The organism is Methylobacterium endophyticum (assembly GCF_050591105.1).
Classification (GTDB): Bacteria; Pseudomonadota; Alphaproteobacteria; order Rhizobiales; family Beijerinckiaceae; genus Methylobacterium.
In genome coordinates this window covers 129950-152692 of record NZ_JBNHES010000011.1, presented here as the reverse complement: position 1 = coordinate 152692, position 22743 = coordinate 129950, and the positions used below count along the sequence as shown (strand labels likewise).

17 protein-coding genes are annotated in these 22743 nt (G+C 72.9%); 5 read left to right on the top strand and 12 right to left on the bottom strand.

The window, feature by feature from the left end; genetic code table 11:
- Positions 1 to 638 precede the first annotated feature (638 nt).
- Both ACP56T_RS13910 and ACP56T_RS13905 read left to right on the top strand, forming a co-directional pair.
- A complete protein-coding gene (locus ACP56T_RS13910; RefSeq protein WP_430912732.1) occupies positions 639 to 2561 on the top strand; it encodes an autotransporter assembly complex protein TamA in 1923 nt (640 codons plus the stop codon).
- On the top strand, positions 2561 to 7024 hold the full coding sequence (locus tag ACP56T_RS13905) for a translocation/assembly module TamB domain-containing protein (RefSeq protein WP_430912721.1): 4464 nt from the start codon (positions 2561 to 2563) through the stop codon (positions 7022 to 7024). The genes ACP56T_RS13910 and ACP56T_RS13905 overlap by 1 nt, the downstream gene beginning before the upstream one ends.
- A 105-nt stretch (positions 7025 to 7129) precedes the next feature.
- On the opposite strand, the gene ACP56T_RS13900 is transcribed toward ACP56T_RS13905, so the two are convergent.
- A complete protein-coding gene (locus ACP56T_RS13900) occupies positions 7130 to 7543 on the bottom strand; it encodes an EF-hand domain-containing protein (protein ID WP_430912720.1) in 414 nt (137 codons plus the stop codon).
- A gap of 196 nt (positions 7544 to 7739) precedes the next feature.
- Positions 7740 to 7991, bottom strand: coding sequence for a hypothetical protein (locus ACP56T_RS13895; protein WP_430912719.1), 252 nt, complete (start codon positions 7989 to 7991; stop codon positions 7740 to 7742).
- 211 nt (positions 7992 to 8202) lie between these two features.
- On the opposite strand from ACP56T_RS13895, the gene ACP56T_RS13890 reads away from it, so the two are divergent.
- From ACP56T_RS13890 to ACP56T_RS13880, 3 genes are all read left to right on the top strand, one after another.
- Positions 8203 to 8718: a peptide deformylase gene (locus tag ACP56T_RS13890; protein WP_430912718.1), complete on the top strand. Its 516-nt coding sequence runs from the start codon at positions 8203 to 8205 to the stop codon at positions 8716 to 8718.
- Positions 8719 to 8752: 34 nt separating this feature from the next.
- Positions 8753 to 9181: a hypothetical protein gene (locus ACP56T_RS13885; protein WP_430912717.1), complete on the top strand. Its 429-nt coding sequence runs from the start codon at positions 8753 to 8755 to the stop codon at positions 9179 to 9181.
- 124 nt (positions 9182 to 9305) lie between these two features.
- A complete protein-coding gene (locus ACP56T_RS13880) occupies positions 9306 to 9587 on the top strand; it encodes a hypothetical protein (RefSeq protein ID WP_430912716.1) in 282 nt (93 codons plus the stop codon).
- A gap of 25 nt (positions 9588 to 9612) precedes the next feature.
- Here the strand turns inward: ACP56T_RS13880 and ACP56T_RS13875 are convergent, their stop codons facing one another.
- The 10 genes from ACP56T_RS13875 to ACP56T_RS13830 form a co-directional block, all read right to left on the bottom strand.
- A complete protein-coding gene (locus ACP56T_RS13875) occupies positions 9613 to 10092 on the bottom strand; it encodes a DsrE family protein (RefSeq protein ID WP_430912715.1) in 480 nt (159 codons plus the stop codon).
- Between the two features lie 53 nt (positions 10093 to 10145).
- Positions 10146 to 11210, bottom strand: coding sequence for a glycosyltransferase family 2 protein (locus ACP56T_RS13870; RefSeq protein ID WP_430912714.1), 1065 nt, complete (start codon positions 11208 to 11210; stop codon positions 10146 to 10148).
- Positions 11207 to 12715, bottom strand: a complete 1509-nt coding sequence (locus tag ACP56T_RS13865; RefSeq protein WP_430912713.1) for an O-antigen ligase family protein — start codon at positions 12713 to 12715, stop codon at positions 11207 to 11209. The genes ACP56T_RS13870 and ACP56T_RS13865 overlap by 4 nt, the downstream gene beginning before the upstream one ends.
- Positions 12712 to 14826, bottom strand: a complete 2115-nt coding sequence (locus tag ACP56T_RS13860; protein WP_430912712.1) for an alpha-L-arabinofuranosidase — start codon at positions 14824 to 14826, stop codon at positions 12712 to 12714. Before ACP56T_RS13860 ends, ACP56T_RS13865 begins: the two co-directional genes overlap by 4 nt.
- Positions 14823 to 16274, bottom strand: coding sequence for a lipopolysaccharide biosynthesis protein (locus ACP56T_RS13855; RefSeq protein WP_430912711.1), 1452 nt, complete (start codon positions 16272 to 16274; stop codon positions 14823 to 14825). Before ACP56T_RS13855 ends, ACP56T_RS13860 begins: the two co-directional genes overlap by 4 nt.
- A complete protein-coding gene (locus ACP56T_RS13850) occupies positions 16271 to 18481 on the bottom strand; it encodes a GumC family protein (RefSeq protein ID WP_430912710.1) in 2211 nt (736 codons plus the stop codon). The genes ACP56T_RS13855 and ACP56T_RS13850 overlap by 4 nt, the downstream gene beginning before the upstream one ends.
- Positions 18478 to 19473 (bottom strand): GDP-mannose 4,6-dehydratase, encoded by a 996-nt coding sequence (locus ACP56T_RS13845; RefSeq protein ID WP_430912709.1) that lies wholly within the window; start codon positions 19471 to 19473, stop codon positions 18478 to 18480. Before ACP56T_RS13845 ends, ACP56T_RS13850 begins: the two co-directional genes overlap by 4 nt.
- Positions 19473 to 20210, bottom strand: a complete 738-nt coding sequence (locus ACP56T_RS13840) for a nucleotidyltransferase family protein (protein WP_430912708.1) — start codon at positions 20208 to 20210, stop codon at positions 19473 to 19475. Before ACP56T_RS13840 ends, ACP56T_RS13845 begins: the two co-directional genes overlap by 1 nt.
- Before the next feature lie 225 nt (positions 20211 to 20435).
- Positions 20436 to 21455, bottom strand: coding sequence for a UDP-glucuronic acid decarboxylase family protein (locus ACP56T_RS13835; protein ID WP_430912707.1), 1020 nt, complete (start codon positions 21453 to 21455; stop codon positions 20436 to 20438).
- Positions 21456 to 21586: 131 nt separating this feature from the next.
- Entirely contained in the window at positions 21587 to 22396 is an 810-nt protein-coding gene (locus ACP56T_RS13830; protein ID WP_430912706.1) for a sugar transferase, read from the bottom strand.
- Positions 22397 to 22743: the final 347 nt, after the last annotated feature.

Here is a 22743-nt window from a genome sequence, read left to right as displayed (position 1 = left end):
CGGAGCGGACGGGCTGCTCGCTGGAGCGAGGGATCGAAGAGCCTAAAACCGTCACTGCCTCGGGGCGAGAACGCACCCGAAGGGACTGGCTCCACGATAGGCCTTGGACTGGCTAAGGAACGGTAATCGTCTCCCAACCTCGTCGCGGGGAGCAAGCGGGCCCCGCTCGTCAGCCGCATCGCGCCGGAAGCGGAAGCGGACATCCTCTCCGACGCGCCTGGCCGGGCGGAACGCGACGGCGAGGACATGGAGACGCGCGGCCCGAGACGGACCGAAGCGATGACGCTCACCTAATCCTTCCGCACTGCGAAGACAAGGTCCGCGTGTCCGTGCGGACCACTGATTCGACGTGCAGATCGTCCGTCGTCGCAAAGGTGCAACGCCCGCCGGATTTGCCCTGCCCGGTCCCGGAGGCTAGGCTTGGCCGGTCAGCCGTGCCGGGGCTAGGGCGTGCGGGAGCCCGCGCCGCCGAGCCCCTCGGCCCGAAGCGGCGTCTCGACGGGGGATCGATCATGACGCGCGCGCATCGGCTCTTTTCACCATCTTGTCCTATTCCCCTTCGTCTCGACTGAGACGGAGAGCGTTCACGCGTGGCGTTTTCGATGACGAAAGGCGCGCGGGCCGGGGGCGCCGCGCTGATGGCGGTCCTGACGGCTTCGATGCCGGGGCCGGCGGCGGCGTTCGACCTGTTCGGGCTGTTCGGCGGCGAGGAGGCTCCCCTGGAGCCGAGCGCGACCGCCCTGCCCTATGCCGTCAAGATCCAGGGCACGGACGACGACGGCCTGTTGAGGATCCTTGAGGACAGCTCGACCCTGTACCGCCTGCGCCGCGAGCCCCCGCCCGACGGCGACGGGCTGGTGCGCCGGGCGGAGGCCGACATTCGCCGGCTTCCCGACGCGCTGTCCGGCTACGGCTACTATGCCGGCCGCGTGACGGTGCGCATCGACGAGGCCACGGTCTCGGGCGAGCCTTCCGTCGCGGGGGCGGTGCGTGCGGCCGAGCGCGAGCGCGGCCGGGCTCTGGTGCCGGTCAGGATCGCGGTGGATCCCGGCCCGCTCTACACCCTGCGCCGGATCGGCGTCCGCGATGCCCGTGGCCGTCCGTTCGACGAGGAGGTGCTGCCGCCTCGCCTCACCCGCGTGGACGACGACCTGCCCGCGCGCTCGGCCACCGTGCTCGCCCGCGAGGCCGCCATCGTCGACGCCCTGCGCGCGCACGGGCACCCCTTCGCCAAGGTGATCTCGCGCGATCCCGTGGTGGACGACGCCGCCCACGTCATGGACGTGACCTTCACCGTCGAGCCGGGGCCGCTGGCCGGGATCGGCGAGGTGAGCGTCCGGGGCACGGAGGCGCTCGACCCGGCGGTGGTGCGCTCGTTCATCTACGCTGAGCCGGGCGACCCATATTCGCCCAAGGCGATCACCGACATGCGCCGGGCGGTGGCGAAGGTGGAGGGGCTGGGCTCGATCCGCATCCGCGAGGGCGAGGCGCTCGATGCGAACGGCAACCTGCCGATCTTCGTCGAGGTGACGGAGCGCGAGCGCAACCTGATCGGCGTCTCCGCCCGCTACTCCACCGTCGACGGGCCGGGTGTCCGCGCCTACTACGCCAACCGCAACCTCTTCGGCGGGGCTGAGACGCTCCGCGTCGACGCCGACCTCTCCTATCTCGGCAACGACCTCTACGCGCAGCAGCGCAAGCTCGCCGGGATCAAGTCGGACGGGTTCGGGGGCCGGCTCTCGGCGACCTTCGTGAAGCCGGCCTTGTGGGGCACCCGCAACGATCTCGTCGCCAACGTCTTCGCCGGGCGCGAGGCGCAGCAATCCTACGTGGTCGATTCCGCCGGCGGCACGGTCGGCATCCGCCATCGTTTCTCGGATACGTTCTTCGCACAGGTCGGGGTCGAGGGGCAGGCGGGCCGCTCGCAGGACGCGCTGGGCAAGGTCGATTACCGGCTCGTCGGCCTGCCGGTGTCGCTGTCCTACGATTCCACCGACAGCCTGCTCGACCCGACGCAGGGCGTGCGGCTGACCGCCTCGGCCACGCCCTATGCCGGCTTCCTCGGCTCGGATCCGTCGATCTTCGTCGCCAAGGCCACGGGCTCGACCTATTACGCGCTCGACGACGAGGCCCGCTACGTGCTCGCCGGCCGCCTCGGCTTCGGCTCGATCTCGGGGGCGAGCCTGGAGGACATCCCGGCCAATATCCGCTTCTTCGCGGGTGGCGGCGGCTCGGTGCGCGGCTTCCCCTATCGCACCCTCGGGCCGCGCGGCCCCTTCAACCTGCCGGTCGGCGGCCGCTCCCTGCTCGAAGCCTCGCTGGAGGCGCGCGTGAAGATCACGGACACCATCGGCCTGGTGCCGTTCTTCGACGCGGGCACGGCCTTCGCCGGCTCGCTGCCGGACGCCGACGAGCGTATCCGCAAGGCGGTGGGCCTGGGGCTTCGCTACTACACCGCCATCGGCCCGATCCGCGTCGATGTCGCCTTCCCGCTCGACCACATCAAGGGCAACCACGAGCGTCCGGTGGCCCTCTACATCAGCCTGGGACAGGCCTTCTGATGTCTTTTGGGACCTGGTTCAGCCGCGTTCTCCCCCTCCCCCCTCTGCGGGGGAGGGTGCCCGCGAGAGCGGGTGGGAGAGGGGACCGCGACCTTTCCGGAAAGCGCGCTCCCCTCTCCCGACCCCTGCTGACGCAGGGGCCACCCTCTCCCGCAAGGGGGAGAGGGCTCGCCGCGGTGCTCGGCCTCTGCGCGCTCGTCGGCACCGGTCTGGCCGGCGCCACCCTCACCCGCGCCGCCGACGAGGGCGAGAAGACGGTGCTCGGCGGCCTCCTCTCCAAGGCGCTCTCGACGCCGAGCTCGCGCGTCGCCATCGGCGCGGTGGACGGGGCCCTCTCCTCCGACGCCACCATCCGCGACGTGGCGATCAGCGACCGCGACGGCGTCTGGCTGAAGCTCGACAGGGCCCGCATCGTCTGGCGCCGTCTGGCGCTGCTGTCGGGCCGGCTCGAGGTCGACAGCCTGGAGGTCGGGCGCATCGAGGTGCTGCGCCGTCCGCTTCCCTCCCAGGCTCCCCCTGCCGCCGAACCCGACGGCACGCTGCTGCCGGACCTGCCGGTGAAGGTCGAGATCAAGGGCTTCTCCCTCGGCGAGCTCTCCCTCGGGGAGACCGTCGCCGGGCAGCCGGCGCGGCTCTCGGCGAAGGGGCGGGCGAAGCTCGGCGCTCCCTCCGAGGGGCTCGATCTCGACGCCGCCGTCACCCGCCTCGACGCGAAGGGGGCCTTCGCCGCCCGCCTGCTCTTCGTGCCGAAGGGCGAGCGGCTGGAACTGAAGGTGACGCTCGCCGAGCCCGCCGGCGGCCTCCTCTCGAAGGGGCTGAACTTTCCCGGCACGCCGCCGATCGCTCTCGACCTCGACGGCACCGGCACCCTCGACGCCTGGAACGCCCGGCTCGACCTCGATGCCGGCGAGAGCATCGGCGCCAAGGGCGGTGCCCGGATCTCACGCGTCGGCGCGGAAAGGCGCCTGACCCTCGACCTCGCCGCGCGCGTCGAGGGGCTGCTGCCCGGCCCGGCGGCGGCGGTCTTCTCCGGCACGACGAAGCTCGACGGGGCGCTCGGATTCGCGGATGCCGGCGGCTTTCGCATCGACAGGCTGGAACTCGCCTCCCGCACCGCCCGGCTCGACATCCGGGGCGCGGTGAACGCGGCGCGGCTCGCCGACCTGACCGTCACCGCGCGCTCGCTGCCCTCGGACGGTGGCGTCACGCGGGCCGGGGAGGCGGAACTCGCCAGCCTCGCCTTCGACGGCAGCCTGAAGGGGGCGCTGTCCCGCCCCCGCGTCGAGGGCGCCCTGAAGGCGGCCGGTCTCAGGACCCGCGACAGCGCCCTCGACCGGATCGAGGCGAGCCTGGCCGCCGAGCCGGCCGATGCCGACCGCTTCCTGCTGCGCGCCGACGCGCGCATGGACGGGCTTCGGCTCGCCGACAAGGCGCTGGCCGCCGCCATCGGCGAGACCGCCGCTCTGCGCTTCCGCGCGACCCTCGGCGCCGACGCGGTGCTCGACGTCGAGACCTTCCGGCTCGATGCGCCCACCGCGCAGGCCGCCTACAAGGGCAGGGTCGGCCAGAACCTGCTCAGTGGCCGGCTGGAGGCGAGCGCCGGCGACCTCGCCGCCTTCTCCGGGCTCGCCGGGCGCAGGCTCGCGGGCGGCGTCACCGCCACCGCCGACCTCTCCGGCGATCCGGCCCGGCGCGCCGTGACGGCGGCGGTCGATGCCCGCGCCAGCGGCCTCTCCCTCGGGGAGCCGATCGCGAACCGGCTGCTCGGGCCCTCCCCGCGCTTCGTCGGGCGGCTCTCCCAGGTCTATGACGGCTATGCCTTCGACGGCGCCCGTCTCGACGGCGAGCGCCTGAGCGCGCGGCTCGACGGGCAGGCCACGGCCCGGCTCGCCGATGCCCGCTTCGCCCTCGACCTGTCCGATCTCGCCGCCCTCGATTCCCGCCTCGCGGGCCGGGCCGGGCTCGACGGACGGCTCACCGGAACGCTGGTCCGTCCCGACGTGACCCTTCGCCTGTCCGCCCCCGAGGCGAAGGCCCTGGGCCGGCCGGTGCGGGGCCTCGCCCTCGATCTCGCCGCCCGCGACCTCACGGGCGCCCTCGACGGCAGCGCGCGTCTTGCCGGCGAGATCGGCGGAAAGACGCTCGCCGGCGATGTCCGGCTGTCGCGGCCCGGCGGGCGCGACTGGTCGCTCGAGCGAATCGCCGCCTCCCTCGGCTCGGCCCGCCTCGACGGCAAGGCCGCGGTCGCGGAGGCAACCCATCTGGCGGAGGGCTCGCTCGCCGTCTCGGCGGCGGATCTCGACGACCTCTCGGCCCTCGCCCTGACGCCGCTTGCCGGCAGCCTCGACGCGACCGTGACGCTCTCTCCCGAGGGCGGCCGCCAGAATGCCCGGCTCCGCGCGCGGGCCGCCTCCGTCCGTGCGGGGGGCATCGGCCTCGCCCGGCTCGACGCGGACCTGGCCGCCCGCGACCTTCTCGGCCTGCCGCTCCTCGACGGGCATCTCGACGCCGACCGGCTCGTGGCGGCCGGCGAGAGCCTCGACAGCATCCGGCTCGCGGCCACGGGGAGCGCAGAGGCGAGCGACGTGACCCTGAAGGCGAAGGCGCGCGGCTTCGATCTCGACGGCGCCGCCCGGCTCGTTCCCGCCTCCCCGGCCCGGATCGAGCTGTCGCGCTTCACCGCCGCGCGGGGGGGAGACCGCCTCTCGCTCGCCGGGCCGGCGACGGTCGCGCTGTCGGAAGGCGGCGTCTCCATCGACGGCCTGACCATCGCCGCCGGGGGCGGCCGGGTCAGCCTCGCCGGGCGGGCCGGTTCCTCCCTCGACCTGACCGTCGCGATCAAGGCCCTGCCGCTTTCCATCGCCCGCCTCGCCTCCCCCACGCTGGCGCTCTCCGGCACCCTCGACGGCGAGGCGACCCTGAAAGGTCCGGCCGCCCGGCCGCAGGGCCGCTACGCCCTGAGCGTGGCCCGGCTGGTGACGCCCGAGACCCGCAAGGCCGGCCTGCCGCCCATCGACGCCAGGGCGAGCGGCGCCCTCGACGACGGCCGCGTCGGCATCGAGGGTCGCGTCACCGCCGGGCGCGGGGTCGATGTGGCGATCGGCGGCTCGGCGCCGCTCGATGCCGGCGGCGCCCTCGCGCTGAAGGCGCGCGGCACCCTCGACGCGGCCATCGCCAACACGCTGCTGTCCGTCGGCGGGCAGCGCGTCACCGGCCGCGTCGCCTTCGACGGCGGCGTCTCCGGCACGCCCCTGGCCCCGCGCGCGGAGGGAAGCGCCACCCTGTCGGGCGGCAGCTTCAGCGATCCGCTCCAGGGCATCCGGCTCACCGGGATCGAGGGCCGCGTCACCGGGCGTGGCGACACCCTGGTGCTGGAGCGCCTCACCGCCGCCACCCGCAACGGCGGGACCCTGCGGGGCGAGGGCCGCGTCGCGCTCGATCCGGCGGCCGGCTTCCCCGGCACTCTGCGCCTCTCCGGCAACCGGGCCGAGCTGGTGGCGAGCCCCCTGATGACGGCGGTGGCGAGCCTCGACCTCGCGCTTTCCGGGCCGCTTGCGCGCACGCCCCGCGTGACTGGCCGGGTCGAGGTGGTCTCCCTCGACGTCTCGGTGCCGGACCGCCTGCCCGCGACGGTGCAGCCGCTGCCCGGCATCCGCCGGGTCAACACGCCCCCCGAGATCCGCGCGCGGCTCGCGGCCAGGCAGGATCGGCAGGCGCGAGGGGCGGGCAAGCGCCGGAGCAAGGCCGCCACCCCCTTCGATGCGACCCTCGATCTCGCCGTCGACGCCCCCAACCGCATCTTCGTGCGCGGGCGCGGCATCGATGCCGAACTCGGCGGCAGCCTGCGGCTGACGGGCTCGTCGCGCGATCCGAAGGCGGTGGGCGCCTTCGACCTGCGGCGGGGCCGCATCAGCGTCGTCGGCCAGAGGCTCGATTTCACGCGCGGGCGTCTCACCTTCGGCGGCGAGCTGACCACGCCGGATCTCGATTTCGAGGCCACCACCAAGGCCGCCGACGTCACAGCGCGCGTCGTCGTCACCGGGCCGGCGAGCCAGCCGGTCTTCGCGCTCAGCTCCGAGCCGAACCTGCCGCAGGACGAGGTGCTGTCGCGGCTCCTGTTCAAGAAGGCGTCGGGGAGCCTGTCGCCGTTCCAGGCGCTCCAGCTCGCGCAAGGGGTGGCGCAGTTCTCCGGTGTCGGCGGCGGGCCGGACGCCTTCGAGCAGGCGCGCAAGGGGCTCGGCCTCGACAGTCTCGACGTGTCCACCGGGACGAGCGGCGGACCGGCGCTGGGCGCCTCGCGCTATATCAGCGACCGCCTCAGCGTCGGGGTGAAGGCCGGCGCCAAGCCGGCGGACACCGCTGCCACCGTCGATTACGACCTGGGCCGGCGGGTGAAGATCCAGGGCGAGGCCGGAAGCGACGGCCGCACCGCCGTCGGCGTCGGCGCCGAATGGGAGTATTGAGGGCGCGCACCTCGCGAAAGGCCCTCCTCCGACGCGAGAAAGGCCGCCCCCGCCTCGGCGGGAACGGCCTTCGCGAACGGTCGCCGCCTGAGGCGGCGGGCCGCCTTACTTGATGAGGGCGATCAGCGCCTTGCCGGCCTTGCTGCCCAGCTCCTTGGCGTCGAGGGTGCCGTCGCCGTCCGGATCGGCAGCCTTGAAGCGCTCGGCCACGGCGGCGAGGTATTCCTTCTTGTCGACCGTGCCGTCCTTGTCCGGGTCGGCGGCGGCGACGCCGGCCTTGCTGAGGCGGCCCTTGAGCTCCTTGGCGTCGAGGGTGCCGTCGGCGTCCTTCTCGAGGCGCGCGAAGGTGGCGGAGGCGATGGCCTCGACTTCCTTCATGTCGACGGTGCCGTCGTTGTCGGTGTCGATCATCTTGACGGCAGCCGCGCCGGACGACTTGGCGTAGGCCACGGGGGCGGCGGTCAGCGTCGCGACACCGAGGACGAGGGCGGCGAAGCCACTGGAAACACGAAGGGTCATTGCCAGATTCTCCCGAAAAACTTGCGTGCCTCCCATACTGCCGCTGCCGGGTTTGCACAAGGGCCGATATGTCACCCGCTTCCCGGCACGACGGTTCGAGCCGGCTGCGCGCGTCGCATCATCACGAGAATGTGATGATGCGACGCGAAAAGGGGCCGGCGAACCGGCCCCTCCGCGTCCCGAAACGGGGAATCGATCAGTAGTCGCGGTTGCGGCGATACATCCGCCCGCGATCGTCGTCGTAGCGCTCGGTACGGTAGAGCGGCCGGTCGTAGTCGCGGTCGCGGCGCATCTGTTCGCGGCGGAAATCGCGCTCGCGCTGGCCCCTGGAGCGCAGGTCGACGGTGGGGCCGTCCGGGCCGATACCGATGGTCTGTGCCGAGGCCGGAAGCGGAGCGACGCTGGCGATGGAGGCGACAAAAATGGCGCCTGCGAGGATGGTCTTCATGACTGTCTCCTGTGTCAGCTTGAGAGGCCAACCGATGCGATCCACGATCGTTCCGCGATTTTTTCGGACTTTCCGGGTGCCCCGTTCGTATTCGCATCGCCGGAGAGGCTGACGGATCGGCGATCCGGAAGACGACATCGGGGCTTGTGCCCTCGTGGGATTCGGGGGAGACGTCCTCGATGCCTCTTCGGGCCGCATGAACGATCGACGCATGGCGATACGGGCGCTGATAGACTATCCGAGCGACATCCTGAGCCGGCCCTGCATGCCCGTATCCGTCTTCGACGGGGCGCTTTCCGAGCTCGCCCGCGACCTCGCGGATACCCTCGACGCGGCGCAGGCGGCGGGTCTCGCGGGGCCGCATATCGGCGCCCTGGTGCGGATCGTCGTCCTGCGCCCGGAGCCGGGGCAGCCCGCGAGCGTCTACGTGAACCCAGAGATCGCCTGGGCGTCGCCGGAGCGGGTCTCCGGCATCGAGGGCAGCGTCTCGATGCCGGGCATCCGCGAGACGGTGGAGCGCGCCGCCGCCGTGCGCGTCCGCTTCGCCACCCTCGACGGCGCATCGCGAGAGGAGGAGGCGGAGGGGTTCCGCGCCGCCTGCCTCCAGCACGAGATCGACCAGCTCGACGGGCTGTTCTGGATCGAGCGTCTCTCGCGCCTGCGCCGCGACAGGGCGCGGCGGCGTCACGCCAAGGCGGTCAAGACCGGGACGCCGCCGGCGCGGTGACGCCGCGACGGTGCCCGTGCTAGGAGCCCCTCCCATGCGCGGAGCCCTCCCCCCGGTCCTCGTCTGGCTCCTGTGCGGCGCCGCCGTCGCGCAGACGGTGCCTCCGCGCCGGCCCGCCGCCCTGGCGCCGAAGGCCGCGCCCGCTCCCCTCGCGGTCCCCGTGATCGGCTGCCCCTCGCTGGCGAACCTGCGCCGGCTCCTGCGCGACGCCAAGGACGATCAGGCCGCCGCCCTCGCCGTCCTCGCGAACGAGCATGCCGACCATCTCGGCTGCGGCCTCGTCCCGCGCGAGCGCGTCGCGACGCTTGCCGACCACGTCGCTCTCGGTGGGCACAGCTACGACTGCCTGGGCCTGCGCGACACCGCCGTCTGCCACTGGACGCTGGCCGGCGCGGTGGCGCCTCCCGATCCTGCGCCGGCATCGCGTCCCGCCGCCCCCGCGCCGGACAAGACGCGGCGCTGAGCGGGCGGATGATCCGGCCGTCACGGACGTGCCTTCAGCGTGGGTTCAGGGCTCCGGTCCGAACCTGACCTCTCGATGCCGTTCCGGCCTGCGCCGGACGCATTCGGTTCGACAGGAGACGAGCATGCTCAAGCGCCTCATCCTCGCATCGGTCCTCGCCGGGGCCGCCCTCGCCGGCGGCCCGCAAGCCGCGACGGCTGCCGGTCTCGGGCCCTCGCCCGCGATCGCCGGTTCCTCCGCCGGGGCCGACGTCACCACCGTCCAGTATTATGGCTACGGCTACGGTCCGCGCCCCTACTGGCGCCGGCCCTATTACCGGCCGTACGGCTATTATCGCCCCCGGCCGGTCTATCGCCCCTACGGCTACTACTATCCGCCGCGGCCGTACTACCGTCCGTTCTACTGAGGCGGCAGCGCCTCCGGGGAGCCGGTCAGGGCCTGAGATAGGACCAGCCGGCTTCCTGCAACTCGCTCAGATGGACGACGCCCGCGGGCACGTCCCGCGCCTGCGCGATCTGCGGGATCTCGGAGGCCGTCTTCCCCTCGCTCGCGGCGACGGCGCGCCGGGCGTTCTGGCAGGCCGAGAAGGTCACGAACGGGAAGCGCGCCTGGAGCGCCGCGATCCGCTCCCGCACGGGCGAGACGTCGGCCCGCATCATCGCGTAGCCGGGGCCGAAGGCGGTGAGGTCGACGGCGACGCTCTCCCCCGTGCCCGCGTAGTGCTCGGCGATGTTCGTGACGTTGGTGAGCGCGAGGTTCATCAGCGCCGGATCGTTGACGCTGATCTGAAGGGCGACGCGGTGGGCCGGCCGCGCCGTCTCGGCCGCCTTCGCGCCGGATGCGAGCCCGAGCGCGGCGAGGAGAAGCCCGGAGCGGCCGAACAGGCGGCGGTCGACGAGACGGTCGGTCATGCCGGATATCAGCACTGCGCCGGCGGGCCCGGTCAAGATGGGGCCGCGCGCCTTCAGACCCGGTCGTCGGCGCCCGCCACCGGCAGCGCCCCCGCATCGGCGGGGCGCCGGCGCAGGCCGTGCAGGCGGCGCTTGGGGAAGAAGCGCCCGGCCATCAGCGCGGCGACGGCGCCGTCGCCGACCCGGCGCGTCGCCTGCACCGCGCGGCGGCGCGCGAGGGTCTGCGGCAGATGCGTGAGCGTCCAGACCAGGGCCCGGCCCTTTGGACGGCGCGGGCCGCGCAGCAGCGCGTCGGCGATGCCGTAGGCGAGGGCCGGCGGCCCGTAGAGGGTCAGCCGTAGGGGCCCCCAGTTGGTCAGAACGGAGCGCAGCCGGTTCTTGCCCGAATGGAACAGGATGGCGTCGGCGGCCTTCCCGATCTCGCGCCCGACCCGGTGCAGGACGCTCGCTTGCGGGATCACCCGCACCCGCCAGCCGGCGAGGGTGAGGCGCCAGCCGAGATCGGAATCCTCGTAGCCGTAGAAGAACGCCTCGTCGAAGCCGCCGATCGCAGCGAGCGCGTCGCGCCGGACCAGCAGGGCCGAGCAATTGGCCCAGAGCACGTCCCGCGCCCGCGCCGCCGCCGCGACCGGCTCGCCTTCCAGGCTGTCCCAGGCGAGGCCGATGGGGCCGATCTCGCCGCCGAAGCAGTTCAGCAGGTCGGGGCGGTGGGCGTAGACCACCTTTCCGCCGACTGCGCCGAGTCCGGCATCGGCGGCGAGCGCCGCGCCGCAGGCGGACAGCCAGCCGGGCTCCAGGGACACGTCGCTGTCGACGAAGGCGATGGCGGCGGTGTCCGCCTCCCGCCAGCCGAGGTTGCGCGCGGCGGCCGGTCCGTTCGGGTCCTTGCGGCGATAGGCGAGCGCGATTCCCTTCTCCGCCAGGGACGGGGCCAGCCCCTCGACCACGGCCTGCGTGTCGTCGGTGGAACTGTTGTCGACCACCGTCACCGCTCTGGGCGGGGGAACCTGCGCCGCGATGGCCGCGAGGGTCGCCGGCAGGTCGCGGGCGCGGTTGTAGGTCGGGATCACCACCGTGACGTCCGCCGCCGTCGCCGCTCCGGTCATGGGATCGGTCATGGCCGGGCCTCGCGCTGAGCGGCGATGCTCTGGCAGAGGGCGACGAGCAGGGCGAGCGTCGAGAGCAGCGGGTCCCACATCATCGAATAGTCGAGCTGCTGCTGCGCCGCCTCCGCCAGCAGCCCGCAGAGCACCCCCGTCGCGAACAGGCCCTCGACCGCCGGCGCCCGCCGCGAGGCCCGCCAGGACAGGAGGACGGCCCGGCCGAGGAAGAGCAGGAAGGCGCAGAGCCCGAGAAAGCCCTGCTCGGACGCGATCAGCAGGTAGACGTTGTGGACCGGGGCGACGCTGCGCAGATGCACCTTGTCGCGGGCCTGGTCGGTGGAGAGCGCGTCGAGGGTCATCAGCACGTAGCGGTCGGCGGCGAAGTGCCGGATCTCTGCGGCGAAGTTGTTGGGGCCGACCCCGAGGACGGGGCTCTTCTCCCACATCCGGATCGCGGCCTCGTTGTAGCCGGCGCGGAAATCGACGGAGGCGCCGAGGTCGCCCACCAGCCGCTTCTCGATGACGCCGAGCAGCGGGATCGTCGCCAGCACGAGCAGGGTCGCCGCCGCGACGGTGAGCGCCACCGCCCGCAAGGGGGGCATCAGCCGGCGCTGGGTGAGGATCCCGACGATGGCGACGACCGCGAGCGACACGAGCACGATCGGCGCCCGCGACTGGCTGAGCACGATGGTCAGCGCGCCCGCGCCCGCGAGCAGGGCGCAGAGATATCCGAGCCGGGTCCGCCACAGGCCGAGGCCGAGGGCGGCGAAGGGCGGCACGATGAGCAGCAGATAGGGCGCCAGGAAGTTCGGATGGCCGAGGGTGCCGGCGGCGCGGCGGGCGAGCTCGCTCGGCTCGCTGGTTTGGAAGATCTGCGTGAGGCCGTTCTGGCCCGAGGCGAAGGCAACCTGGAGCACCGAGATCGGCGCCTGCATCAGGATCACCCCGCCGAGCGCCGCCACCGCCACCAGCGAGGTCCGGCGGTCGAGATTGTGCCGGAGATAGACGAGCAGCACCGCGATCTTGCCGTAGCGGTAGACCTCGGTGAGGCTCCCGATCGGCTCCTCGCTGCCGATGAGGGAGGAGAGGATCGCCGCGGCGATCAGCGGCAACAGCCAGACGGCCGTGCTCGGCCCCGTTCGCGAAGGAGCGAGGGGGCGCCCCGTCGCCCGCGCCACGGCGCGCTCCAGCGGCCACAGGATCAGCAGCCCGAGCAAGAACACGTCGGACGGGCACCAGTACAGGCCGCGCCCGCCGAGGTCGCCGTGCAGCCAGTCGAAGGAATAGAACTGCCGGTTGTAGGTCAGCGCCACGACGAAGCAGAACAGCAGCGCGTGCTTCAGATGTCCGGCCAGCGCCAGCGCCGCCAGCCCCGCCGCCGCCACGAGCCCCGCGAGCAGCACCTTCGGGCTCACCTCGCCGACGGCCACCGCCAGCGGCACGGCGGCGGCGCCGAGCGCGGCGATGCCGAGGGCCGGCAGCAGCCGGGCCGGGGTCTGCCGTGCGACGAGCGCGCTCACGGCGCCGCCTCCAGGCGCAGGGCCGCAACGGAGGCCGGCGGCAGCACCAGCCGCAGACGCGTGCCGGGCGCGAGCGTCTCGGTCTTCAGGGTGATCTCGTCCGTCCCGCGCGGGCGGGGCACCCCGAAATGCGCCGGCTCGGCGAAGCTCAGGCCCGGCACCTCGATCATGACGGTGCCGCGCGTGGCGTCCGGCGCGGGGCCGGACAGGATCTCCGCCTCCCCGCCCCGCGCCCGGTCGAGGGTCAGGTCGATCTCGGCGGGGGCATCGAGGCTCGCGTTCGACAGGACGACGGCGAGGGAGCCGTCCGCGCGCAGCGCCGCCACCGCCTCGACGGTGGGCGCCCCCTCGACGCGGTCGATGAAGCCCACCGGGCCGCCGGAGAAGGTCGGCCCCTCGACGCGGGTGCCGACGAGCCGGCCGGACAGGGTCCTGGCGTAGAGGCGCAGCGCCTCCAGCGCCGGGGTCGCCGCGTAGCCGCTGCCGGGCTTGCGGCCGATCCAGCCGGCGTTGAGCAGGTCGCTGAGCTTGAAGAACTCGGCCTCCGCCACGCGCGGGGCGCGCAGGAAGGCGTTCAGGGTGCGCGCCGCGAAGACCCCGGAGCCCAGGGTCTTCACATGGTCGAAGAACGGGTTCTTCGGATCGACGGCGAAGAGCGGCCCCCATTCGGTGACGGCGAGGACGAGCTTCCGCCCGCCCTCGGCCTTCTCGAGCTGGCGCGTGGTGGTGGCGAGATTGGCGGCGATGTTGGCGGGGGCGGCGAGCATCGCCCGGTAGACCGAGGCCGGCGATCCGGCTTCCGCGCCGGGCAGCAGCGGCGCGTAGGCGTCGTGGATGGCGAGCCCGTCGATCTCGGCGGCGAGCTCCCGGAGCACGATGTCGTTCCAGCCCGGATGGGCGTTGAAGCGGTAGCGGCCGTAATTCTCGAGCCCGATGGCGTAGAAGCGCGCCTGCGGGTCGACCTTGCGCACCGCCGCCATGGTGGCCCGCGCCCGTGCGACATAGGTCTTCGGATCGGTCTGCCGGTGGGAGATATCGTTCTGCATGTAGAGCTCGTTGCCGAGCTCCCAGGTGACGCGCGGACCGCCTTCGCCGACGGCCTTTCGGACATACTCGGCCCAGCCCGCCGCGAGCTCGGGCGTGCCGTCGCCGAGGTTGAGCGTCAGCAGCAGGTCGGCGCCGATGCGGCGGGCGGCCTCGACGATCTCGTCGGTGCCGAGCACGTTCGGGGACTGCTCCGGCTCGCCGGGCGCGTGCGGCGCCTTCGGCCGCGCGGCGCGCGGGCCGATGCCGTTGCGCCAGTCATAGGCGTCCGACCAGCCCCCGCCGGGGAAGCGCAGGACGCTCACCCCCGCCGCCTTGGCGAGGTCGAGCATCTGCGTGTCGAGGGAGTCGGTGGCCGGGTTCCACAACCCTTGCGCGTTGCGGATCCACTCGACATTGGTGCCGAACAGCGCGCGGCGGACGGGTCCGAGATCCTCGTCCGGCTTTAGCGAGACGGTGGCGCGGAACTGCGTGCCGGGGGCGGCCGCCGCCGCAGCCTCGGGCGCGGCGAGGATGGCGATGTCGTCGGCATAGGCCGTGCCCGAGCGCCCTTCCGCTGTGACGAACAGGATCGCGCTTTGCGCGGATTCCGGCACCGGCTCGTCGAGGGGCAGGGTCTGGAGGGCGAGCGGCGGCGGCTCGGCGCCGCGCAGCGTCAGCGGCGCGCCGATCAGCGCGCCCTTGCCGTCGATGAGGGCGAAGCCGAGGATCGCGGTGGCGCCGCCCTCCCCCGCGAGCTTCGCCCGGATCGAGATCCTGCGCCCGCGCCACTGCGCGGCGGAGACGAGCTGGCCGAGGCCGAGGGGCTTGTCGCCGCCGGTGTTCGAGGCGTTCGGGGACAGGGCCAGCGCATGGCCAGTGGCGCCCGGCACCGGCACGAGGACGATCCTGCCCTTGCCCGCGGCGGCCTCCTCCAGCGACCAGCCGGGGGGCGGCGAGCCGGGCTCCTCGAAGCCGGGATTGGCGAGGCTCTCGGCGGGGACGGGCTGGGCCGTCACCAGCACGGCGAGACCCAGCGCCGCGAGGGCGCCGGCGCCGACGAGCGCGAGGAGGCGCCGCTTCCTCATATCCGCAGGTCGCGCCCCGAGAGGACGCCGATGCCGAGCACCCGCCGCGCCGTCAGCACGAGGCCGAGGCCGGTGAGCGCCAGGGTCGCGAGCGTCGCCATGGCCGCGCCGTCCATGCCGAAGCGCGGCACCAGCAGCAGATTGAGCAGCACATTGGCGAGGATGCCGGCGCCCGTCACCACGGCGATGCGGCGCTCGTTGCCCGAGGCGATCAGCGCGGTCGAGGCCGCCCCGCCGAAGGCGAGCGCCGCGTGCCCGGCCACCAGCAGGCGCAGAGCGGTCGCGCCGGACTCGAAACCGGGGCCGAACAGCGAGAGCAGCGGCCCCGCGCCGAGGAAGAGCGGGACGCCGCCGATCGCCGCGAGCGCCAGGGCCGTGCGCGTGCACTGGGCGGCGGTTCGCGCGGCCGCCCCCCGGTCGCCCTGCGCCAGGCTCTCGGCGATCATCGGCATGGCGCGCACCGTCGCGGCGGCGGTGCCGAGGGAGATCAGGGCGCCGAAGCGGGCGGCGACGCTGTAGACGCCCGCTTCCCCTGGATCGACGAAGGCCGAGACGATCATCACGTCGAGGCGCTCGTTCAGCGCCGCCCCGCCGACCAGCAGCAGCAGCAGCGCGCCCGGCGCCAGCCAGTCGCGCAACGGGTGCCGGCCCCGCGCCGGCAGATCGAGGGGCGCCAGGGCTCTCCGCAGCGCCCGCCCGGTGGGCCAGAGCGCCAGGGCGCTGCCGAGCGCCAGCACGAGGAGGGCCATGGCGGCATCGAGCAGGCGCAAGGCCGGAAGCGCCAGGAGCGCGCAGGCGCCCGCCACCAGAAGCGGCCGCAGGATCAGGATCGGGAACTCCGCCGCGAGCGGCCGGTGCAGGGCCTGAAGCAGCGCGGTGGCGGTCTGCGCCAGCGAGAGCAGCAGGACGAGCGGGCTCGCGGCGGCGAGCGCCAGCGCGAGCTCCGGCTGCTCGGCGCGCGCCAGAAGCGCGGACGCCAGCAGGATCGCGCCGCCGGCCAGCCCTCCGGCGAGGGTGGCGACGGCGGCGGCGTCGAGATAGCCCTTCGCCAGGTCGCGCTCGCCGAGGCTGAGATAGCGCGGCAGGAAGCGGGAGGCCGTCAGCGGCATGCCGCAGGCGGCGAAGATCGCCACGAGATTGGCCGCGTTGAAGGCGGTGGCGAAGGTGCCGTAGGCGGAGACGCCGAGCAGCCGCGCGAGCGCCAGATGCATCCCGAGCCCGAGCCCGCAGCCGGCGAGCTTGAGGGCGAACAGCATCGCCCCCGTGGAGGCGACGCCCGATCCCGCGATTCCGCGCAGCCGCCCCCGCCAGGGCGTGACGGCGAGCCGGCCGCTCGCCGTGCCGCTCTCGGTGAGCCCCCCTTGCGGAAGGCGCCCACCCGCCGCGAGGGCCGCATCCGCCGCGAAGGACGGGCCTGCGGCGGTTTGGGGCCGCGCGGCGGCGTTCACCGCCCCGGCTCCAGCCAGCGCGGCACGATCCTGCGGGTGCGGTTGAGGACGAGGCCGACGAGCTCGGCGCCGTGGCGGTGCAGGGCGTCGAGGGCCTCGCGGTGGATCGCGGCACGGTGCCGCCCGGCCGCCGCGACGAGCAGGGCCGCATCGGCCTGTCCCCCCGCGAAGGGCGCTTCCGCGTCCCCCGACAGGGGCGGCAGGTCCACCACCACGAGCGGTGCCTCGGCGCGCAGCCGCGCCCCCGGCCCGACGCCCTCGCGCAGGAAGGCGGCGGCGGAGGCCGCGTCCGCCCAGGCTCCGCAGACGAGATACTCGCCCACCGCCGCCAGGGTCAGCCCGGCCGGCAGCCCCTCCGGCGTCGGCAGGGGCATGGCGGGCAGGCCGCTGCCGCGCACGCGGTCCAGGAAGGCGGGATCGGCGGAGCCTGAAACCAGCAGCACCTTCTGGCGCCGCCGCGCGGCGATGCCGAGCGCCAGCGCCAGGGCGAGCGTCGAGGCGCCCTCCCCCGGCTCGGCGCCGGCCACCGCCAGCACGCCCCGGCGGTCGGCCTTCAGCCGCTCGTCCACCGTGACCACGAGCCGGTCGAGGGCGAGCCGGGCCTCGCGGCCCCGCCGCCCGTCGCCGCGCACCCATTCGCGCAGGAGCAAGCGCCGCTCGGGGATCTCGCCGGCGAGGGGCAGGCCGAGATCGGCGGCGGCCGTCTCGCCGCGATGAAGGCGCGTGTCGAAGACCTCGCGGCCGAGCGCCCAGCCGGCGGCGAGCACGGCGGAGCAGAAGGCGATGATGCCGAGCAGCGGCATCTTGCGCAGGCCGATGGGCACGCCCTCGACGGCGGCCGGCTGGACCACCACGACGTTGGAGAGGCGGGCGTTGCGTAGCGCGCTGATGTCGCGCGCTTCCCCCAAGCGCTTCTCGGTGTCCCGGTAGCGGGACTCGGCGAGGTCGCGGCGGCGCTCCAGGGTCTTCCAGCCGTTGGAGGAGGCCTGGAGCTCGCGCAGCGCGCCGCCGAGCTTCTCGACGCGCTCGCGGGCGACGGTCTCGCCGCGCACGAAATCCTGCACCTCCGCCTCGAGCTGCTGGCGCAGCACCACCATCAGGGCGGCGAGCCGGGCCTCGACCTCCTTCACCTCGGGCGCGCCGGCCGAGTTGTTCACGAGCAGCCGCTCGCGCTCGCCGAGCAGCGTCACGATGGAGGCGGCCATGCCGAGAGCGGGCGAGTTCGCCGGGAAGCTGCCGAGCCCGATGGGCTCGCGCTGGATCGGGGCGCCCTTCTCGGCGGCGGCGTCCAGGCCCTTCCCGAGGCGCTCCAGCCGGCGGCGGGCGAGGTTCAGTTCGAGGGCGGCGCGCTCCTGCGCGCGCTGCGCCTCCACGAGATCGGCCTCCAGGAGCGGGGCGCGCGCGGCGGCGTTGCGGATGTCGTGCTCGCGCTCGAACGCCGCCATGTCCGCCTCCACCGCCTCGACGGCGGCCTTGGCGGTGTCGCGCTTGGTGTCGAGGAACTCGATCTCCTCGCCGCCCTGGAACACCGCCGAGCGGAAATTCGTGTAGATCTTCAGGAAACGGTCGAGCAGCACCACGGCCTGGGCCTGATCGGGCCAGCGCAGGCTCACCGAGATGACGTCGGAATTGACGGCGTTGTCGAGGATGAGCGCGCCGGCGAAGCCCTGGCTGATGGCGGCTTCCGGCGAGACCGGCGTCTTCAGGCCGACGGCGATCAGCACCCCGTCGAGCACGTCCTTCACGGACTTGTAGATGCCCGAGGCGGTGCGCTTGAGACGGCCGAACAGGCTCTTCGGCTCGGGCCGGACCTCCGGGGCGGTGAGGTCGAGCTCCTGGATCAGGCGCTGCACCAGCACCTCGTTGCGCAGCAGGTCCATCTCGGACTGCACGGCGCCGCGGGTCTGGGCGAGATAGGTGACGTTGCGGTCCGAGCCCAGCACCGGCGAGGGCGTCTGGTCGACGCCGACGCGCACGTAGAGCTTGGCGTTCGCCTGGAAGATCTCGCCGCGCACCAGGATCAGGTACCCTAAGCCCAGCACGATCCCGATGGCGACGATGGCCGCCATCTGCGGCAGCCACTTGAACACCACGAAGAGCAGGCTGTGCCAGGGATCGCCGGCCGCCCGGTCGGCCGGGCGGCCCTCCGGCGGCGTGGCGCTTCCTTGCGGCAGCGCCAGCCACGCCTCCGGGCTGAGCTTGTTCATCGGGTCTCGCCGAGGCGGGCCACGTAGTCGCGATACCAGCCGACGGTCTCCGAGAGGGCCGCCTGGGTGGTGTAGTGCGGTTGCCAGCCGAGCACGCGGCGCACCTTCTCGGCGGAGAGGTGCTGCGCGTCGATCTCGGACTTCGCCTCGCCGAGGATGATCGGCTCGAGATCCTCGCGGCCGCAGGCGCGCAGGATCTCCTTGGTGAAGGCGATGACGCTGAGCGGCGTCTCGTTGGAGAGGTTGAACGCCTCCCCCGCGATGCCGGGGCGGCCCATCGCCTCGCCGATGGCGAGGTAGCCCGAGACCACGTCGCGGACATAGATGTAGTCGCGCACCATGGTGCCGTCCGAGCGCAGCACCGGACGTTCCCCGCGCAGCGCCCAGCGCACGGTGCCGGGCACGATGCGGTTGAAGTTGAGATCGCCGCCGCCGTAGAAATTGCCCGCCCGCGTCACGCAGACCGGCAGGTCGTAGGTCTCGAAATAGCAGCGGGCGAGGAGGTCCGTGCAGCTCTTCGAGACGTCGTAGGGCGCGCGCCCGATGAGCGGCATGTCCTCGGTATAGGGCAGCACGTCCGAATGGCCGTAGCTCTTGTCCGAGGAGGCGACCAGCACCCGCTCGACCTTGCCGTAGAGCCGGCAGGCTTCGAGCAGGTTCCAGGTGCCGCGGATATTGGCCTCGAAGGTGCCGACCGGATCGCGCAGCGCCACGCCGACGATGGGCTGGGCCGCGAGGTGGATGACCGTGTCCACCTCGTATTCGTTGACGGCGCGCCGCAGCGTGTCGAGGTCCTCGAGCTTGCCGTGGACGACGAAGTTCGGCGCCGCCTCGTCCCGCCCGAGGGAGTTGCCGTAGGCGTTGTGGTCGCGCACGTAGCCGACCACGGTGGCGCCGGCCTCGCGCAGGGTCTGCACGGTCCAGGAGCCGAGGAAGCCGGACGAGCCCGTGACGAGGACGCGCTTGCCGGACCAGAAAGCGTTGTCGCCCATCAGGCGGGCTCCGCCACGGCGAGCTTCGCGGCGGGGGCGGCGGGGCCCTCGATCCAGTCGAACTCGCGGGCCTCGAACATCGCCTCCAGTTCCTGCTGGTCCTTGAAGGTGTCCATCGACTTGAAGAACCCGTCATGGTCGTAGGAGTAGAGCGTCTTGTGCGCGAGCAGGTTCGGGAAGACGTCGCGCTCCAGGCTGTGGCCTTCCCAGAGGTCGAACACGCCCTTGTTCATCACGCAGAATCCGGCGTTGATGCGGTGCTCGGGCAGCACCGGCTTCTCGCGGAAGGCGCGCACCCGGCCCTCGCGGTCGCTCTCGATGGTGCCGTATTGCGAGCGCAGCGGCACGTTGGTGATGCTGACGAGCCCGTCATGGCCGCGATGGAAGTCGCACAGCTTGGCGAGGTTCACGTCGCAGAGCCCGTCCGAATAGGTGACGAAGAACTCGTCGCCGAGCCGGTCCTTGCACAGGCGCACGCGGTCGCCGGTATCCGACTCGTCGCCGGTGTCGACGAGCTCGACGTTCCAGCCCATGTTGCGGCCGGCGAAGTAGTCGAGGATGATCTCCTTGCGGTAGCCGAGCGACAGCACGAAGTCCGTTACGCCCTGGTTGGCGAAGATCTGCATCACCCTCATGATGATCGGCTTGCCGCCGATGGGCATCATCGGCTTGGGCAGATAGTCGGTATAGGGATAGGCGCGGGTGCCGCGGCCGCCTGCGAGAATGAGCACTTTCACGGGTCATGCCCCCTTGATGTTCGATTGAACGGTGTGCCGGACGGCCCGCTCGCGGAGCCTTGCCGGCTGGATGACCCCTCCCCGCCCGCAGGACGGCCACCGATCGCGGCCCTCTCGCGGGAACGTCGCTCGGCCAAGATCGCCTGGCCAAGGTCATTTGGCCAAGGTCTCGCGGCCAAGATCACCTGAGCAAGCTTTCTCGGCCCAAGATCACTCGGCCCAAGATCACTCGGCCGCGGCGCGCTCGTCCGCCGGCCTGTTGTGGGCGGCTCCCGCGCCGATCTCGGCGGAGAACCAGTCGATCGTGTCCCGCAGGCCCGCCTCCAGCACGGTGTCGGGGGTCCAGCCGAGCAGCTCCGTGGCCCGCCCGATATCTGGGCAGCGCCGGCGCGGATCGTCCACCGGCAGCGGCCTCAGCACCACCGGGGACGCCGAGCCGGTGAGCGCCTTCACCAGCTCCGCGAGGCCGACCATGCTCATCTCGCCGGGGCAGCCGAGATTGACCGGCCCGGCATCGTCGTCCTCCAGCTTCATCAGCCGCGCCAGTCCGTCCACGAGGTCGGCGACGTAGCAGAAGGAGCGTGTCTGCGAGCCGCTGCCGTAGACGGTCATCGGCTCGCCGGAGAGGGCCTGGCAGATCATGTTGGACACGACGCGCCCGTCATCGGCCCTCATGCGCGGACCGTAGGTGTTGAAGATACGTGCCACACGCACAGATACCCGTCCAGACCGTGCGAAGTCGAAGCAGAGCGTCTCGGCGGCCCGTTTTCCCTCGTCGTAGCAAGCCCTTGGCCCGGTCGGGTTGACGTGGCCCCAGTAGTCTTCGCGCTGCGGATGCACCTCTGGATCCCCATAGATCTCCGAGGTCGAGGCCTGGAGGAAGCGGGCGCGGGCGCGCTCGGCGAGCCGCAGCAGGTGCAGCGTGCCGGTGACGCAGGTCAGCAGCGTGTGCTCGGGGTTCGTCTGGTAATGCGGCGGCGAGGCCGGGCATGCGAGGTTGAACACCCGCCGGATCTGGCCGGCGTGCCGCGTCAGCGCGGTCGGCAGCGGGTCGACGATGTCGGCCTCGATGAAGGAGAAGCGCGGATCGCGCGCCAGCGTGCGCATGTTCTCCGGGCGCCCGGTGCAGAAGCTGTCGAGCCCGATGACCCTGTGCCCCTCGGCCAGCAGCAGATCGCAGAGATGCGAGCCGAGAAACCCGGCGGAGCCGGCCACCAGAACGATGTCGGGGGAAACGCCATTCATCACGCAAACCTCTTCGCGGCACGGGGCCCCCTCCTCGGGGCCGGCGCCGGAGCGCGCGATCCCGTCCCATCCCCGGCCGGCGCCGTTATCCGCGCCTTGCCCGATCGTCCGCCGGCCCGTCGCGGGCCGTTTCAGCCCGCCATGCGGGCCGCGACCACGCCTTCCGGCAGGAACCAGCCGAGCGGGAACGGCAGGCGTCCGCGCCCGCCGCGCATCAGGAAGCGCCAGGCGGTGTAGGCGATGAGGGCGAGGTCGAAGCGCAGGCCGCGCACGCCGATGTAGAGGATGTCGTTGGCGACCCTCAGGCGGGCATGCTCGACGGAATCCACGATGCCGCAATAGCCGACCACCTGGGCGAGGCCGGTCATGCCCGGCCGCACCGCGTGGCGGCGGTGATAGGTCGGCACCACGGTCTCGTAGGGCACGCCGAGCACATGCAGCCCTACCGGATGCGCGCGCGGCCCGACGAGGGACATGTCCCCCGCGAGCACGTTGAGGAGCTGCGGCAGCTCGTCGATGCAGTAGCGGCGCAGCACGTCGCCGATGGGGGTCATCCGGGCGTGATGGTCGCGCGGGTCGCCGATGGCGGCGGCGTCGCGCGGCGCGCCGGTCATCGTGCGGAACTTGAAGATCGAGAAGACATGCCCGTCGCGGCCGTGGCGGGGCTGCCGGAAGAACACCGGGCCGGGGCTCGTCGCCTTCACCGCGAGCGCCGCGACGATCAGCAGCGGCGACAGCAGCAGGAGGATCGACAGCGCGCCGACGACGTCGAGCGCACGCTTGGCCGCCGCCTCGAGGGCGCGCCCGCGCGCATCGCGGGAGCGGCGGGCCCAGCCCGGAACCGAGGTGCCGGTTGCGGTGAGCGCGGCGAGTACGGTTTCGCGCGGCAGCGCGTGTGCGGATGCGAAGCGAAGGGCCGGCCCGACGGTGACTTCAGCCATCTAAGCGTCCTCTCGGGAAGCCGAGCGCCTCCAGCCGCCCTGGCGCCGTTGCCATGGTTAAAAAATCGTTATCAAAGCCCTTCATTGCTGGCAAGGGACCTAATTCAGTCCTGATGGGAAGCTGGGGAGAAGCTGCCTCGAAGGACATTGCTGTCGCTAAGTAGTCGTCCTCGAGGGGGCGCCGGCGGACGCGTGGAGGCGCCGATTTCATCTTCCCGCAGCGTATCGATGAAACAACGCGCAGCACCTGCATCGATGGGATGCACGTAAAGCGGGGTTTCGATCGTATGGCCGGCGGGTGAAAGCCGAACCCGTGCCGCGACCTCGCCGGGAGCGGGTGTCGCCTG

Excerpts from the sequence above, each read along its gene's own strand:
- ACP56T_RS13910 (WP_430912732.1), top strand. The coding sequence starts at position 639 with ATGGCGGTCCTGACGGCTTCGATGCCGGGGCCGGCGGCGGCGTTCGAC.
- ACP56T_RS13905 (WP_430912721.1), top strand. The coding sequence starts at position 2,561 with ATGTCTTTTGGGACCTGGTTCAGCCGCGTTCTCCCCCTCCCCCCTCTG.
- ACP56T_RS13900 (WP_430912720.1), bottom strand. The coding sequence starts at position 7,543 with ATGACCCTTCGTGTTTCCAGTGGCTTCGCCGCCCTCGTCCTCGGTGTC.
- ACP56T_RS13895 (WP_430912719.1), bottom strand. The coding sequence starts at position 7,991 with ATGAAGACCATCCTCGCAGGCGCCATTTTTGTCGCCTCCATCGCCAGC.
- ACP56T_RS13890 (WP_430912718.1), top strand. The coding sequence starts at position 8,203 with ATGGCGATACGGGCGCTGATAGACTATCCGAGCGACATCCTGAGCCGG.
- ACP56T_RS13885 (WP_430912717.1), top strand. The coding sequence starts at position 8,753 with ATGCGCGGAGCCCTCCCCCCGGTCCTCGTCTGGCTCCTGTGCGGCGCC.
- ACP56T_RS13880 (WP_430912716.1), top strand. The coding sequence starts at position 9,306 with ATGCTCAAGCGCCTCATCCTCGCATCGGTCCTCGCCGGGGCCGCCCTC.
- ACP56T_RS13875 (WP_430912715.1), bottom strand. The coding sequence starts at position 10,092 with ATGACCGACCGTCTCGTCGACCGCCGCCTGTTCGGCCGCTCCGGGCTT.
- ACP56T_RS13870 (WP_430912714.1), bottom strand. The coding sequence starts at position 11,210 with ATGACCGATCCCATGACCGGAGCGGCGACGGCGGCGGACGTCACGGTG.
- ACP56T_RS13860 (WP_430912712.1), bottom strand. The coding sequence starts at position 14,826 with ATGAGGAAGCGGCGCCTCCTCGCGCTCGTCGGCGCCGGCGCCCTCGCG.
- ACP56T_RS13850 (WP_430912710.1), bottom strand. The coding sequence starts at position 18,481 with ATGAACAAGCTCAGCCCGGAGGCGTGGCTGGCGCTGCCGCAAGGAAGC.
- ACP56T_RS13845 (WP_430912709.1), bottom strand. The coding sequence starts at position 19,473 with ATGGGCGACAACGCTTTCTGGTCCGGCAAGCGCGTCCTCGTCACGGGC.
- ACP56T_RS13835 (WP_430912707.1), bottom strand. The coding sequence starts at position 21,455 with ATGAATGGCGTTTCCCCCGACATCGTTCTGGTGGCCGGCTCCGCCGGG.
- ACP56T_RS13830 (WP_430912706.1), bottom strand. The coding sequence starts at position 22,396 with ATGGCTGAAGTCACCGTCGGGCCGGCCCTTCGCTTCGCATCCGCACAC.